12 protein-coding genes are annotated in these 15,441 nt (G+C 63.7%); 5 read left to right on the top strand and 7 right to left on the bottom strand.

All coding sequences use genetic code 11. The annotated features are described in order from the left end of the window. Positions 1 to 107 precede the first annotated feature (107 nt). Positions 108 to 476, top strand: coding sequence for an Hsp20/alpha crystallin family protein (locus TV39_RS22795; RefSeq protein WP_082049643.1), 369 nt, complete (start codon positions 108 to 110; stop codon positions 474 to 476). Between the two features lie 186 nt (positions 477 to 662). Here the strand turns inward: TV39_RS22795 and TV39_RS09540 are convergent, their stop codons facing one another. Beyond that, positions 663 to 878, bottom strand: coding sequence for an acyl carrier protein (locus tag TV39_RS09540; RefSeq protein ID WP_235347328.1), 216 nt, complete (start codon positions 876 to 878; stop codon positions 663 to 665). Between the two features lie 50 nt (positions 879 to 928). Next, the gene (locus tag TV39_RS09535) at positions 929 to 2,419 is read right to left on the bottom strand and encodes an MGDG synthase family glycosyltransferase (RefSeq protein WP_043480974.1); all 1,491 of its coding nucleotides are present in this window, start codon (positions 2,417 to 2,419) and stop codon (positions 929 to 931) included. A 1,316-nt stretch (positions 2,420 to 3,735) separates the two neighbouring features. Between TV39_RS09535 and TV39_RS09530 the strand changes: the two genes are divergently transcribed. Next, a complete protein-coding gene (locus TV39_RS09530) occupies positions 3,736 to 4,767 on the top strand; it encodes a DUF4192 domain-containing protein (protein WP_043480971.1) in 1,032 nt (343 codons plus the stop codon). 1,201 nt (positions 4,768 to 5,968) lie between these two features. Here the strand turns inward: TV39_RS09530 and TV39_RS22075 are convergent. The 5 genes from TV39_RS22075 to TV39_RS09510 form a co-directional block, all read right to left on the bottom strand. Then, a complete protein-coding gene (locus TV39_RS22075) occupies positions 5,969 to 6,172 on the bottom strand; it encodes a hypothetical protein (protein ID WP_144406378.1) in 204 nt (67 codons plus the stop codon). 144 nt (positions 6,173 to 6,316) lie between these two features. Further along, entirely contained in the window at positions 6,317 to 7,330 is a 1,014-nt protein-coding gene (iolG, locus tag TV39_RS09525; protein ID WP_043480968.1) for an inositol 2-dehydrogenase, read from the bottom strand. Between the two features lie 44 nt (positions 7,331 to 7,374). Further along, entirely contained in the window at positions 7,375 to 8,241 is an 867-nt protein-coding gene (locus TV39_RS09520; RefSeq protein ID WP_043481089.1) for a sugar phosphate isomerase/epimerase family protein, read from the bottom strand. 14 nt (positions 8,242 to 8,255) lie between these two features. Continuing rightward, entirely contained in the window at positions 8,256 to 9,338 is a 1,083-nt protein-coding gene (locus tag TV39_RS09515; protein ID WP_200890991.1) for a Gfo/Idh/MocA family protein, read from the bottom strand. A gap of 146 nt (positions 9,339 to 9,484) precedes the next feature. After that, positions 9,485 to 11,110, bottom strand: coding sequence for an IclR family transcriptional regulator (locus tag TV39_RS09510; protein ID WP_043480965.1), 1,626 nt, complete (start codon positions 11,108 to 11,110; stop codon positions 9,485 to 9,487). 302 nt (positions 11,111 to 11,412) lie between these two features. On the opposite strand from TV39_RS09510, the gene chvE reads away from it, so the two are divergent. From chvE to mmsB, 3 genes are all read left to right on the top strand, one after another. Further along, positions 11,413 to 12,570, top strand: a complete 1,158-nt coding sequence (chvE, locus tag TV39_RS09505; protein ID WP_043480963.1) for a multiple monosaccharide ABC transporter substrate-binding protein — start codon at positions 11,413 to 11,415, stop codon at positions 12,568 to 12,570. A gap of 85 nt (positions 12,571 to 12,655) precedes the next feature. Next, entirely contained in the window at positions 12,656 to 14,194 is a 1,539-nt protein-coding gene (gene mmsA / locus TV39_RS09500; RefSeq protein WP_043480960.1) for a multiple monosaccharide ABC transporter ATP-binding protein, read from the top strand. Between the two features lie 101 nt (positions 14,195 to 14,295). Next, entirely contained in the window at positions 14,296 to 15,432 is a 1,137-nt protein-coding gene (gene mmsB, locus TV39_RS09495; protein ID WP_235347336.1) for a multiple monosaccharide ABC transporter permease, read from the top strand. The last annotated feature ends 9 nt before the right edge of the window (positions 15,433 to 15,441 follow it).

Here is a 15,441-nt window from a genome sequence, read left to right as displayed (position 1 = left end):
CCCAGGGTCTGGAGAAGCTGTCATGTCTGATCTGCTGAAATGGTGTCCTTTCGCGACGACCCGTTGGACCTTGCTATTCAACACGCTTATGCACCCCGTCGGGGCTGATGCACTCCCTGGACAGACTGTTTGACTCCCAGCGCTTCCGGTCCGAATTCCGGTACGGACCCTTCGGCCGCAGCGTCCCGCTTCCCGACGATGTTAAGGAAGGAGATATCAAGGCCACCTACTCCGACGGGGTTTTGGAAGTCCCTGCCAACCTTCAGACCAAGCAGCGCAGCCGGCGGCCCCGAAGACACCGGCATTGGTTCATGGACCATACCGGCGCAGCCGCTGCGCCCCCACCATCACCGCCGTGCTGTGCCAAGGCAGCTGGCCAGCTCCTGTCCCCGGGATTCAGACTGCCAGGTCTGGCTCGCCGCGGACGAGATGCTGTTCACGCGGAACCGGGCCCAAAGCGCCTTCGCCGTCCATGACACCGAACGGCTCTTTGAAAGCTGAATTAGAACGGCCTCAGCGGCGGTCGCCACGCAAATGTGCTGCCGGAGACCTGGTAAGCGCACAACAGTGGGCACCCAATGACACTGTCGAGCACAGCAGGTATGGCACCCGATTGCGATGACAGCGGCGGAGGGACACCACCTTGGTCGGCCAAGTTACCTTCAGCCGTGGCTGGCCAGGTAGTTGACCATGCCGTCAACCGTTGCCACGGCCGGATAGTCGCGTTCCGGAATGTCCACGCCCATGGTCTTTGCGATGGTTTCCACGAGGTGGAGAAAGTCGAGTGAGTCGAGCTCTAGGTCCTGTCGCAGCCGGACGCGGCCGGCGAGGTCTTCAAGCTCGACGTCGGGGGCCACCTGGCAGATAGCTGCCTGCACGGCCTGACGGGCGTCCTGTCCTTCATAACTCCTCCGGTGACTGCAGCAATTCAGTCCTTAGGGTCGTGTCCGGGCGGTCCCGCGGGAACTACGCGAGGGGGTGGCGAGGGCCCTTCGACGCGGACGGGCAGCTCGTCGTCCCCCCGCAGCATGGCGCGGAGCAACCGCCGCTCCTCCCACCTGAGCGACACGTGCGCTTGGCCGCGCCGCAGCACCAGACCCCCGTTCGGGGTCGCGTACCGCTTCTGCAGATCCCCCAGCTCCTCGGCCTGCAGCAGCGCGACCGTGCTACCCGCAGCCGAGTCGATCAAGCGGACCAGCGAGGAGGGTCCCGTCAGATCGGTCGCAACGACGCGTCGCTCGCTCGCGGCGAGAATTGTCTTCTGCGCCGCGCGGGTCACGACCAGCGGACGGGACGGCCCGTCCAGCAGTCCGGACAGCACGTCCGCCGCAGCGTCAGGGCGGCCCGTTCTCCGCGCCGCCGCCTGCATCCGCTGCAGGCGGCCTGGCTCGCGCAGCACCTCGTCGATCTTCCAGCCGATCGTCGCGGGAGTGTTGCAGCGGACCGCCGCCCCCTGCTCCATCAGGTAGTCGCCGTTGCGAACCTCCTGCCCCGGGATGGGGTTCACTAGCACCATGGGCAGCCCTGCAGCCATGCACTCCGACGCCGACAACCCGCCCGGCTTGCCCACAAACAGGTCGGCGCGGCGCAGCAGCTGCGGCATCTCCGCCGTTAAGCCGAGCACGCGGTAGCGGTCGCCAGCGGGCGCCACCAGCTGCTCGATGCGCTGCCGAAGCGCATCGTTGCGTCCGCACATGACCGTGGCCGTGAACGACGAACGCATGTGCAGCGTCTGCCGCACGACCGAGAGGGCATAGTCGCCGCCAGTCGCGCCCGCCGAGATCAGCAGCATCGGGGTCTCGTTTGCATCGCGCGCAGGCGCTATGTTCAGCTGGGTGGCGATCGGGATGCCCGTGGCCGCGACGCGGTCGGGGGGCAAACCCAGCGCCATCAGCTCCACCTTCCCCTCCTCCCTGGCCAGGAAGAGCGCGTGGAACGCGCCCGTAAGCCATAGGCCCTGGAAGTCGTAGTCCGTCGTGACGACAGCGACCCTCGCGTCAATCACGCCGCGAAGGAGCAGTGACGCCAGCAGTTGGGCTGGCAGGAAGTGCGTGCACACGATCGCGGTCGGCCGGAATCGCTTGATCGCACCGATGACCGGAAGAGCGTTCACCCGTGTCCAGGGGTCTACTGGGCCCCGGCGCCGGAACGGACGGTCGTTGATGTCGTAGCCCCACTCGACCAGCCAGGGCAAGTCCTCGACCAGGACGAAGTAACCCTTGCCCAGCAGGGTGCGGTAGAGCACGCTGCTCACCTGCAGCACGTCCAGCACCTGCACCTCGTCGATGTCGGCGCGCGCGGCACACGCCTGCTGCACCGCCGCCGCGGCGCTGTTGTGCCCCGCTCCTACCCCTGCTGACAGGATAAGCACGCGCTCCCTCCCAGCGGCGCAGGGGCCTCGTGCCGACGTTCTGCGCATGAAGAGAGTCTAGCGGGCCGTATCACCACCGCCTGAGCCCAACTTGTACTCGATCAGCATGGGACTTGTTGAACCGGTCCCGGGTTTGATGCCGCTATCTTCTGTGCGAAAGATAGTGATTATGCCCGAGCAGTTCCCGCCCGAAGTCCGTGACCGTGCAGTGCGCATGACCATGGATCGGTTGTCCGAATACCCATCTGTTTACGCTGCTGCGAGTGCGAGTTCCGAGACGCGGTTTCCGAGACCCGACCACTGCGTGGATCCGACGGCCGAATCTCACCGCACCAAAGAGTTGTTCGCGAGACGCCGGGCATGCGGCTCCGTTGCGCATGAAGACCGGTTGCTCCTGCCGCCTCATAAGCGGGCCCAGGGCCCGCCAAAGCGGTCTGACCGGTACGCGCGGATGCCCAGAGCGCGGGACAGCCGGCTGCCGCGCCGGCAATGACATTGCGTCCCAGGGCCTGCCATTGCCTGCCACGCTCGGATGCTTGCACGCAGCACGCCGGCAGCGTCTCCACATCGGCTCGCTACTCGCCGCCGACGTGCTGCGCGCATGGTCCGACCGGCTCGATATCAGCCGCTGAACAGCTGTATGTTCCGGGAACAGCATCATGCTCCGACGGTGGACTGCTCCTCTCCCCCAAGGTTCGACTCTCAAGGGCCGCGGCCCGATGCCGGTGAGCAGAAGTTTGCGGCCGATTGAAGTCTCACGGCGCATCGAATACCTCAAATTGAACATTGGTGGCAGAGACCGCTGTTCGATGAGTTGTTCGCCAGCATGCCACTGGCAGCCGAGCCGGTCGGGATTATGCCAATGAGGGCCCGCGACGGGGACGGCATCCGAATTCCGGCTGATTGTTAAGCCTTTGACCGACAGCACCTTCTCTTAACCGAACGGCGCAGGGAGCCCCGACGAAAGCACGTCTCCGTCACAGACACGCCTCGAGGCCGAACCGGCGCCCAGCGGACCCAGTGAAAGCCTACGCACGCAGAAGAATTCGTGCCGACGTGTGGCACTTTACCGCGTCATGCCGCCCCACTCCCCCACGTCCATGAACCACCAGAAGCAACGTCATTCTGATCCCCATCATCGCTGGGCGGGTCCTCCACGCAACCAGGGCGCAACGCGTCGGTAACAATCCAAAGTCTCGTTCGGCGCTCCTTCGACGCTTATTTCCTCGCGAAACTTTGAATCGCTCCCGGTTCCCCAAGTTGCGTTCCAGACCCTCACACCCAGCGGTGACTCCATGTATCAGAACGACGCACACATCTGACAGACACATCCGGTGCCCGCCAGCCGCCGAAGGAGAAGGATCATGGAACCGCTCACCATCAAAACCCCGGCCGACGTCCTCAGTTTCGTAGGGCACACCCTCGGGTTCTGGCCGCACGAAAGCCTCGTGTGCATCACCCTGGACGCCAACCGCGTCGACGCAACGCTCAGAGTTGACCTCCCCACCCGCGAGGGCGGACTCAGCTACGCCCGCACCGTGGCCGACTACCTTGCCCACGACACCAGCGCCGCCAGCGTGCTCTTCGCCGTGTACACCTCCGAGCCCCAGAAACCCGGGCAGCCTAAGCCGCACGCAGCAACCATCGCAGCACTAACCTGTGCGCTGGCCGAACGCGGAATGACCATCCGCGACGGACTCCTCGTCGGCGACAACACCGTGTCCCCGTACGACGGCGACCCCCAGGACGGACTGACACTGCCCCTGAAAGCGACCCAGTCCAGCCAGATCAACGCCGAATTCGTCTACCGCGGCAGCACCATCGCACCGACAAACCACATCACCCTGCCGACCTCCACAAAAGAAGGCCGCACAGGAGACGCCGTCGACGACCGCGTGAAAGCAATACACAGGATGAACCCGGGCGAGGCCCTCGAGCAAGCCAGGACGCTCTGGGACGGCATGCTCGACGCGATCTCCTATCCGGACGACGATGAGACCATCAATCTGATTGCCAACTTCCAGGCCCCCGCCATCCGTGACCAACTCATGGCTGACATCCCGGGAACCGATGAACCGATGGACCGGGTTCTCCTGGCCCAAACACACGGCGGGCCCCAGTGGTCATGGGTCGAATGGGCACAGCAACTGCTGCTCCACGCGTACACGCACAGCAGCACCAAACACTCGGCCCCCATCCTCACCGCCATCGCCTTCGTCAACTGGTGGGAAGGCAGAGGCAGCAAAGCCCACCAGTTCCTGCAACTCGCCCTCGAAGCCGACCCCGCCTACCGTTTGGCCAGGCTCAGCGACCTCATGATCGGCTCCGGAATGGTCGCCGGCTGGAACATGGACAAGGACCGGGCCTTCCGGCCCCGGGGCCTCGAAGCCTCCTAGCCGCGCAGCTATACGGATAGGGACGACGACGGCGGGCCGTTCCGGAGCCAGTCCTCCACCGCCGCGTCCCACCCGTCCGGATCGGAACTCCACTCCTGCGTATGCTCCGCGCAAGGGAAAGTCAGCAGCGTTGCCAGCTCGGGGCGCCAAACTCAGGTGGATCAACCAAACCAGGGCTGCCCGGAAGAAGAGTCCGGATCCCGCACACCTGCAATCTGCCGCCGGGTGGAACGCCACAGCGTCTGATACCCCAGAAACTTTCCCGCTAGACCCGGCTCGTCCGCCGACACCGACGATCCAAGCCGCAAAGTCATGTCGCCTGCAACAGAGAACTCAATGAACTAGTGAAGGCAGAACCAGGAGGAAGGGACCAAAATGCAGGTCCAAAAGTCGCCCGTGCACGAAAGTGCGCACAATGTGCACACCCCCTTTGACCGGACAAACACGCGATGAACGCACTCTGGCTGGTGCGCAGAAAGCAGCTATCCACGGAAGATTGTCCACGAGATTTCGCCTTCGTCATGTCGTCACCACAACTTTTGGCCATGAATGAGTGACGGCCAACAACTGGCCTCCGGAACAGCAAGAAGGACGACCCATAACCCCACATCCCAGCAGGCGGGACCCCGAACCCGCCACCCCCACAACTGAACAGGCCACCGCGGCGGCCAGGCCACAGCCCGCCCACCTAGCGTCAGAGGGACCCGCGGAGGCTTAATGTCCACACATTAAAGCAAAAACCCCTCTGACGAGGGGTTCTGCGTGCCCAAGGTGGGACTCGAACCGGGTTCCGGCCCCTCCAAACACTGGGAACTCCCGAAAACATGCGGAATCCGGGCGAGTCCGGCCGATGTACGGCTCAGTCCGAAGCCACGAGTGTGGACATTGTCCACACTCTCTTTTTGCCCCATTCCAAGCAACTCCGAACGACCGCCGCGCTCCCCACAGAGTCACACTGTTGGTGCGGGTTCTTGACGGTAGCGAGCCACATGACTGCAGACCCCGCTGCGTTAAGGGGACATCAGGGTCCGATAGGAGCAGCTAGGGTCAGCGAGAAGGGCAGATGAGGAGTTGCCCCCGCTTCGCTTGGTGTTTGCCCGTCTCCAGGCTTTGGTCGGTCGTCATCAAGTCGCGTCTATGAAGAAGGCAGCGCCCTGGCTCTTTCACCGATACCAACGGACATCCATCACCGGAGGCGTCACTAACGGTCCCGCCACGATACTTCCGGGACGAGATCCGACATCAGCAGCATGCGTCGCTCCCCGAGTTCATTTTCGCGGATCCACACGACACCGATCTCCGGTGCTGCCTGCTCCACTTCCCCGCGAACCGGAGACCCGCCTTCTTTTGCACTAGCTACAAAGTCGCCTTTTTGGACCTTGTAGGCCCATCCTTTGGCTGTCATGCGTCTCCTATATCTCCGATGAGATGCTGGGCCATCTTGAATGATGGGCGGTGATCTGATCGAACGTTCAGTCCTTGGGACGGCGGTCTCCTGGGCCGGAGGCTTCCCTTGCAGTGGTGCAAGGAAAGCCTCCGTCCGGCAGGACTAGAATTCCACGACGCTCACGGACTTTCCGGTGGCGGCAGACTCGGCCGCCGCGTTCGCCAGGACCAGGGCGGACACTCCGTCCGCGAAGCTGGGTGAACAGGGTGATCCCGTGCGGATGGAATGGGCGAAGGCCTCCAGTTCCGCGTGATAGGCCTGGGGGTAGCGCTGGAGGAAGAACGGGAGGTAGGGGTCTGCCTCGTCTGTTCCTGCGGCACCGGACTTCCGCACGGTTGTCGGTGCTACGTTACCGGCGGAGAGCATGCCTTTAGCGCCGAAGGCTTCCAGCCGCTGGTCGTAGCCGAAGGCGCAGTGACGGGAGTTGGTGATGGTGATCAGCTCTCCACCGCTGCCGCGTAGTGTCACCACTGCGGAATCGAAGTCGTTGAGCTCAGCGATGTCTTCGCTGAAGACGTTGGACGCTACGGCCGTGACCTCGACGATGTTCGGGATGAAGGAACGTGCCATGTCCAGGTCGTGGATTGTCATATCCCTGAAGATGCCGCCGGAGCCGGCGATGTAGTCGCGTGGGGCGGGTTCCGGGTCGCGGCTTGTGATGGTGAGCTGCTCGAGCTTGCCGATTTCGCCCGCCTCGACCCGGTTCCGAACGGCGGCGAAGGAAGGATCGAAGCGTCTGTTGAATCCGAGCATGATTGGAACGTTGGAGTCTTTGATCTGTTCGCGGCATGCCAGGACCGTGTCGATGTCCAGGTCGATGGGCTTTTCGCAGAGGACGGCGAGGCCCTTGGCGACCGAGCGTGAAATAAGGTCGACGTGGGTGCTGGTCGGCGAGCCGATGATGACACCGTCGAGTCCGGTTTCGGCGAAGACTTCCTCGGGGTCCTGCACCGCCCGCGCGCCGGTGTCCTCTGCCAGCCGGCGTGCCCCGTCAATGAAGGGATCGGCGATGAGGACGAGGTCGATGTCCGGGTGGGCTGCGATGTTGCGGGCGTGTACCTGCCCGATGCGGCCGGAGCCGAACAGGGCCAGACGCAGGCGTCGGTCTTTAGACATGGTGTGTGAACCTTTCAAGATGGTTGGTGAGGCGAGCCGGGTTGTCAGCGCTGGTGCTGTGCGCCGGGAAAGCAGCCGATCGCGGTTTCGTAAGCCCGTTTGAGGCCTTCGGTGAGGGGGAGGCTGCGGTGTTCTGCCGAGATGATCTCAACGCCCCACGGACCTTGGTACCCGGCGTCGAGGGTCCGCTGGATGAACGTGCGGGTGTCGAAGTCACCCTCGCCGCAGTAGGCGCGGTTGTTGATTGTGTCCTCGAAGAGGGTGCCGACGACGTCCTTGTAGCCGTCGTCGATCTCAACAGCGGCAACCCTTTCCATGGGTACGACGTCCCACAGGTCGTTGTGCGACAGGCCGCCCCTGTAGGTGTGCCAGATGTCGATCATGAGTCCAGCAGCGGGGCTGTCGGACTGGGTGACTACTTTGACCGCTTCCTGTGTGGTGCGCAGGTGGGAGAAGGGCGTCGCCTCCAGTGCCAGGCGGATGCCGGATTCGGCGGCCTCATCTGCGAGGTCGGAGAAGGCGCTGGCAATGGTCGAGAGCGGAAGCGGGTCATCCGCCATGCCGGCGCCGACCTTGATGTGCCGGGCACCCAGGGCGCTGGCTGCCTCGAAAAGCTCTGCACGATGGACGTCGGATTCGGCGCGTTCGGCTCCGGTGGCCCACCAGCCGTTGAGGAACTCGACCTCCACGATGTCGATGCCTGCCTCCCGGATCAAGCGCGAGAGTTCGGCGTACCCGATGGTGTCGCGGGCATGGACCAGGTCTGCGTGGACGAGTCCGACGCCGGACCATCCGGTCTGCGCGATGGAAGCGATGCGCTCGGCGATTGGCAGGGGGCTGCGTTCGTCCGGGCGCCCCGGTGCGGCATCGCCGGCGCTGATCCAACAGGATGCAATCAGCTGCGGTGTCATCGTTTTCTCCTTGGTCATGCTGATTCCACCTCGATGGAGGCTCCCAGCTCTTTCTCTGAGCGGTAGCAGGCGTCGACAATCTGGGCGACGGCCAGTGCATCCGCGACGGGTGCCACAACCGGAGAACCGGTGCGGATACTGTCGACCCAACCGCGCATTTCGGGGTGGAAGTTGCTGATGTTCTCCAGCTCGGGCAGCTCGGAGAACTTATTCGACTCGGTGCGGGCAAACGGGGGCGTGAAGTAGCTTTCGGTCCATTCGGTCCAGCCGGCCTTCCATCCTACACGGTCCTGGTCGACATAGACCCGAAGTTTCTGCGGGAGGATGCCGATCTCGATCATGCCGGCGGTGCCATACACGGAAATACGTGAGCTCTCGAACCACTCAAGACGATCGTGGCCGTCGAAACTGAATGTCACGGACATGTCAGGGTAGTTCAGCAGGACAGCTGCGGAGTCCTCGCGGCTGGTTTCGTCGGAGAGGCGGGCTGACTTGTGCACGCGGGCGTTGACGGAGTCCGGGGCGCCGAACATGTGCACGAGGGAGTCGAGCATGTGGCATCCGATGATCCACAGCGCCCCGCCCATGTCTGCCGGCTGGTTGAGGTGCGCGGTGAGATGTTCGCCCACGAGCGCGGCGCCTCGGGCAGAAACACTGACCACATCCCCGATCACGCCGGCTTCGATCAGCTCCTTCGCCTGGCCGATGGACCGGGCCAGCCGCACGTTGTAGCCCACTTGTACGACCAGGCCGGGCTCGGCCTGCGCTTCGGCCTGGGCAAGCTGCAGAAGGTCCTCGACGGTACCGCCGCCGGGCTTTTCCACGACGACTGATTTCCCGGCCGCCAGCGCCCGGAGTGCATGCGGGACCATGTCTTTGCTTTTGGAGTGAACCATGACCGCGTCGATGCGGTCGTCCTGGAGCACTTCGTCGATGGTCCGGGCCTCCACGCCGTATTTCTCGGTGAAGTATGTCAGGCGCGGGTCGTCGTCGGCAGCGGCGACTACTTCGACTCCTTCAATCTCTCGCAGGGCGCGAACCCTGGCTGAGGCGTGCGGGTGAGTTATTCCCAGAAGTCCTACGACAATCGGTTTCAAGGCATTGTCTCCTGTCGATTGAGCCTGCGGCTCGGTCGGGATGTTGTGTGGTTGTGCTGGTTGGCCAGCGCTGTCTCTGCTCCGGTGGAAGGGAAATACAGGGCGCCAAGTTGGTGTCATCTAATGGACAAGCTGTCCAGATCATGTCATGCCGGGGATGCGCGGTCAACTATGGCGCGAAACACATCGGCGTCATTCGCGGCCGGGAAGGGCGGGGCGCCCAGATAGTCTGACAGCGCCCGCGCTCCCCGGACAACGAGTTCAGCTATAGGATCCCCGTCGGGGGGCGCGAGGAGCCCTTCGCGCATTCCGCTAACCGACAGCGAGGCGGCCACTTCACCGCGGTGGTTGAAGATGGGCGCGCCGACGGCGGCTATGCCCGGGGTCACCTGGTTATCGCTGAGCACGAAGCCATGCTCCTTGATCTCTTCGAGCTCCGCGTAGAACTCAGACCGGGACCGCCCCCGCAGCCATGGTTCGCCGGTATTGGCTGCGATCGCGGCGTATTCCTCCCATGACTCACGCCCCTCAAATGCAAGGAGCGCCCGGGGCGCAGCACCGACGTGCAGCGGAAGTGACTCCCCTAGCTGCAGGACACGGCTGTTAACCCGAATCCCATCGATACGGTCGATGCAAACGGCCCGCGTGCCGCGCCGGATGCACAAGAAGGTTGTCTCGCCGGTTGCTTCATGGATTGCCCGGAGAATCGGGGCTGCAGCCCGCCGGATATCTGCCCGACGGGAGAACTCGCCCGAGAGCGCGACCAGCTTGCTGCCAACGCGGTAGGCCCCACGGTGACCGATCTGTTCCACCCAGCCCGCTTCCGCCAAAGTGGCTAGCATGCGGTAGACCGAACTTACAGGCTCTTCGAGGAGTTCGGTCAACCGGGCCGAGGTGGCGATCCGCTCTTCCGCCAGCGCCGCCATCAGAGCACTGGCCTTGGCGATGACGGCGGGAGTCCGGGGAGCTTCCCGCTCGGACCCCTGCGGCTCTTCCGATCCGGCGGTATCCCTGGCGTCATTGGCGCCATCCTCGGCCGTAAACGCTGTGATGGCCTGCGCGGCGGCATCCAGCGTTTGCCTGGCGATCGCCTCGTGGCCCAGAACACTTCCCCGAAGTCCGGCAACGGCTACGGCGCCCAGCAGGCTGCCGTCGCGTCGGAAGACCGGGACACCAACCGAGGCGACACCTTCTGTTACTTCGCTGTCCTCGACGCTCCACCCGCGCACGGCCGCCTGCTCGATCTTTTTTCTCAGCGCCTCGGCAGTGAGGGGCGTCTGTGATGCGATGCGCCCGTAGGGGCCACTCTGCAGCACGGCTGCCTGAAATTCCGCGGAGGCCGAAGCAAGAAGGGCCTGGGACGCTGCCCCCGCATGAAGCGGAATGGTGCGCCCCGGGGCCAGGTCAAGCAAGGTGACGTCGGAACCTTCAACCTGGTCGAGGCACACCGCTCCGTTCTCGCGCAGGACACAGAAGTACGCGCTCATACCCAACTGCCCGCGCACCCAGCGCAGCTGGGAATGCAGCTCGGCCCGATCGACGAGGGCGTCGGCCGCCGCGTCGCCAAGCTTGAGGATGGCCGTACCGAGTTCAAGCCTGCCGTCGCCCGCCGAACGGACCAGTTTGGCCTGTTCCAACGCAGCAACGATGCGGTAGACGGTTGGCCGCGGCTCCGAGATGACCTTCGCCAATTCCGCCGGCGTCGATTGCCCGATGCGGGCAAGTTCGTCCACCATCTGGCTGGCCTTCTTCAACAACTGAATGGTGCTCATTGACCGACTCTTCCATTGCCCTGCAGGGCGCTAGCGCTTGTACTTCCCGGCCACGCGGCTGGGCCGGACCGTGGTCCGAATCCCTGTTCCATACGGTCGCACCACTTTGCATCACCCTGGGCGCGGCTGACGCTGCCCGAATGTAATGCAGAACACCACTAGCTTTCTTAGGTGGTACTGTGCGAACATGTTGTCCATTGTACAGCACTAGGTGCTGGCCATCACAGACAAAACTTAAGCGCGGCAACTACGACGTGCGGAAGTGGCCCCAAGGGCCACTCGGGCTCCAAAGGAGGAGAACGGTGCAAAAGAAAATTTTCCTGATCGCTGCAACTACTGCGGCTTCACTGGTACTGGCGGGGTGTGCCGGCGGCGGCGCGGGCGGCGGCAACGGATCCAACGGATCTCCCGCAGCGCCCAAAGACACCCGGATCGGCGTTTCCCTGCCGAGCCAGGACGAGGAACGGTGGATCACCGATGGTTCTGCCATCAAGGAGGGCCTCGAAAAGATCGGCTACCAGGTGGATCTGCAGTACGCCAACAACGACATCCCCACCCAGCAGCAACAGGTTGACCAGATGATCACCCAGGGCGCTGACCTTCTGCTCCTGGCGCCTTTGGACGGGACGGCGCTCACCCCTCAGCTCCAGGCAGCTGCCGGCGCAAACATCCCGATCGTCTCCTACGACAGGTTCGTGCGGAACAGCGCTGACGTCGACGTTTACGTCACCTTCGACAACTTCAAGGTCGGCGCCCAGCAGGCAACATCGCTCCTCATTGGCCTGGGCGTACTCAACAAGGATGGTTCGGAGGGCAGCGCGAAGGGCCCGTTCAACATCGAACTGTTCGGCGGCTCGCTGGACGACAACAACGCGACGTTCGTTTTCAACGGAGGCATGTCCGTCCTGCAGAAGTACATCGATAACGGCACGCTCGTCATCACGTCAGGGCAGAACAAGCTCGCCCAGGTCGCCACGGAAAACTGGTCCCAGCAGAAGGCCCAGGAACGCATGGATAACCTGCTGACCGCCAGCTACACAGGCGGGCCCGCGCTCCACGGAGTCCTTACGCCTAACGACAGCGTCGCCCGCGGCGTCATCACCTCGCTGCGCAACGCCGGCTACGGCCCCACCCTTGGCTCCGGGCAGAAGCCCATGCCGGTAACCACCGGCCAGGACGCCGAGGTCGCCTCGGTGAAGCTGATCAACGACGACGTCCAGTTCTCCACTGTCTTCAAAGACACCCGCACGCTTGCCGCGCAGGCGGTAAGTGCCGCAGAGGATCTCCTGGCCGGCAAGGACCCGGAGGTCAACGACACCAAGTCCTACGACAACGGATCCAAGATCGTCCCCTCGTTCCTCGTGCCCATTCAGCCGATCTATAAGGACAACATCAAAACCGCTCTGATCGACAGCGGCTACTACACCGCTGCTGAGGTTGAAGCCGGCCGCCTTCAGTAGCACCCCGGGAGGGGTGCCCAGCATGCGCTGGCGCCTCCCCTCCCCAAACCTTTCCCTTCAAGACCCCTGAATAGGACGGCGTGCCATGGTCGAACACATCCTGGAAATGCAATCCATTACCAAGTCCTTCCCCGGCGTCAAGGCGCTGTCCGGCGTGTCCCTCGCCGTGGAGCGCGGCGAGGTCCATGCGATCTGTGGCGAGAACGGCGCCGGCAAGTCCACTTTGATGAAGGTGCTCTCCGGCGTCTACCCGGCCGGGAGCTACGGCGGCGAGATCCTCTTCAAGGGGCAAACCTGTTCCTTCTCCGGTATCCGGGATTCCGAACACGCCGGCATCGTGATCATCCACCAGGAACTGGCTCTCGTGCCCCACCTGTCCATCGCCGAAAACATCTTCCTCGGCAACGAGCGCCGCGGCAAGTCCGGACTCATCGATTGGCATAGGACAAACGCCGAGGCCGGCGTGCTGCTGGACTCGGTGGGCCTCCGCGAGGAACCCACTACGCCGGTCGGGCAACTTGGTGTCGGCAAACAGCAGCTTGTCGAGATCGCCAAAGCCCTGTCCAAAGAGGTGCAGCTGCTCATCCTCGACGAACCCACGGCAGCTCTGAATGACAACGACTCCGCCCACTTGCTCGGCCTTGTCCGCGACTTGCGCACCCGCGGCATCACGTCGATCATCATCTCCCACAAGCTCAACGAGATCGAAGCGATCGCGGACCACACCACCGTCATCCGCGACGGAAAGACCGTGGAAACACTCGACATGGCTGACCCCGACGTCAATGTCGACCGGATCATCCGGGGAATGGTTGGCCGCGACCTGGAAGCGTTTTACCCCTCCCGAGACTCGAAGCCCGGAGAAGTTGTGCTCCGGGTAGAGGACTGGACAGTAAGACACCCCACCCAGGACCGCCTGGTAGTAGACCAGGCGACCTTCGAAGTCAGGGCCGGAGAGGTTATCGGGATCGCCGGGCTCATGGGGGCAGGGCGCACCGAACTGATGATGAGCATCTTCGGCCGGTCCTATGGCCGCTACATCTCGGGCCGGGTGTTCATGCACGGCAAGGAAACCAGGACCCGCACCGTGGCGGAAGCCATCGAAGCACGGATTGCCTACGCAACCGAAGACCGCAAGGCCTTTGGCCTCAACCTCATCGACGACATCGCACGCAACATTTCCGGCGCCGCACTGGGCAAGCTGTCGAGCTGGGGTTTCGTCAATCATCACGAGGAGGCCGCCGCGGCCGAGTTCGCGATGAAATCGATGAACATCAAGGCTCCGAACGTTAGGTCCATCGTCGGGAAACTCTCGGGCGGCAACCAGCAAAAGGTCGTGCTGTCCAAGTGGCTGCTCACCGACCCCGAGGTATTGATCCTGGATGAGCCGACGCGCGGCATCGATGTTGGCGCCAAGTTCGAGATCTACACGCTGATCAACAGTTTCGTGGACGCCGGGAAAGCAGTGGTGGTCATCTCCTCCGACCTGCTCGAATTGCTCGGCACCTGCGACCGCATCTACGCCCTTTCGACAGGCCGGATCACCGGGGAACTGCCGGCGGCCGATGCCACCGAGGAACGCCTCATGACACTCATGACCAAAGACAAGGAACTCATCGCATGACCATGACAGCCCCCAAGGGATCCCAAAAAGGGAAAGCCTCGCCTCCCGCATCAGTCGTCACCGCAGGCACCAGCGAAATCCGCGAACTGTTCACCCGCAACATGCGCACCAGCGGCATCTACGTCGCACTCGTAGCGCTCGTCGCGCTCTTCGGAGTCTTGACCGGCGGAGCCTCGCTCGGACCGGGAAACATCACCAACATCGTCCTCCAGTACTCGTACATCCTGATCCTGGCGATCGGCATGGTCATCGTGATCATCGCCGGCCACATCGACCTCTCGGTCGGCTCCGTGGTCGCCCTCACCGGAGCTGTCTCGGCGGTGGTCGTCATCCAATACGGCCAGCCATGGTGGGTGGGCGTCATCGCCGCCCTCGTAACAGGCCTGCTCATCGGGGCCTGGCACGGCTACTGGGTGGCCTACGTCGGGATCCCGGCCTTCATCGTCACCCTCGCAGGCATGCTCCTGTTCCGCGGCCTGACCCTGGTGGTGCTGGACAACGTCTCGCTCTCCCCGTTCCCTGCCGAGTACGGCCAGATCGCCTCGGGCTTCCTCAACGGGCTCCTGGGCGGCGCCGGCTACGACGTCTTCACCCTGGTCATCTTCGCCATCGCGGTGGCCGGTTACGCATTCAGCCAGTACCGCACCCGCAAGGCGCTCATCAGCTACAACCAGCTGGTCCCCTCCTTCCCGCTGTTCATCGCGAAAATCGTCGTCGTCGCCGTCGCGGTCATGACCTTCGCCTGGCAGCTGGCCACGGCCCGCGGCATGCCGATCGTCCTGATCATGCTGGCCATCCTGATCCTGGCCTACAGCGTTGTGATGCAGCGAAGCGTCTTCGGTCGCCAGGTGTACGCCATCGGCGGCAACGTGGTCGCGGCCGCCCTCTCAGGCGTCAAGGTCCGCACCGTTAACTTCTGGATTTTCGTGAACATGGGACTCCTCTCGGCCCTGGCCGGCATCGTGTTCTCCTCGCGCTCCAACGGCGCCCAGCCCGGTGCCGGCAACATGTTCGAACTTGATGCGATCGCCGCAGCCTTCATCGGCGGCGCCGCCGTCACCGGCGGCGTCGGCAAAGTGGCCGGGGCCATGGCGGGCGGCCTCATCATGGCCGTCATGAGCAACGGCATGCAGCTGATGGGCATCGACCAGTCCGTGCAGTCCGTGATCAAGGGCCTGGTGCTGCTGCTGGCCGTCGCATTCGACATCTACAACAAGCGCCGCGCCGGCTCACGCTGACCGCCCGCC

The sequence above is a fragment of the Arthrobacter sp. SPG23 genome, from assembly GCF_000876655.1.
Classification (GTDB): Bacteria; Actinomycetota; Actinomycetes; order Actinomycetales; family Micrococcaceae; genus Arthrobacter.
The sequence above is the reverse complement of the archived record's forward strand: the minus strand, read 5'-3'. Positions and strand labels throughout refer to the sequence as shown.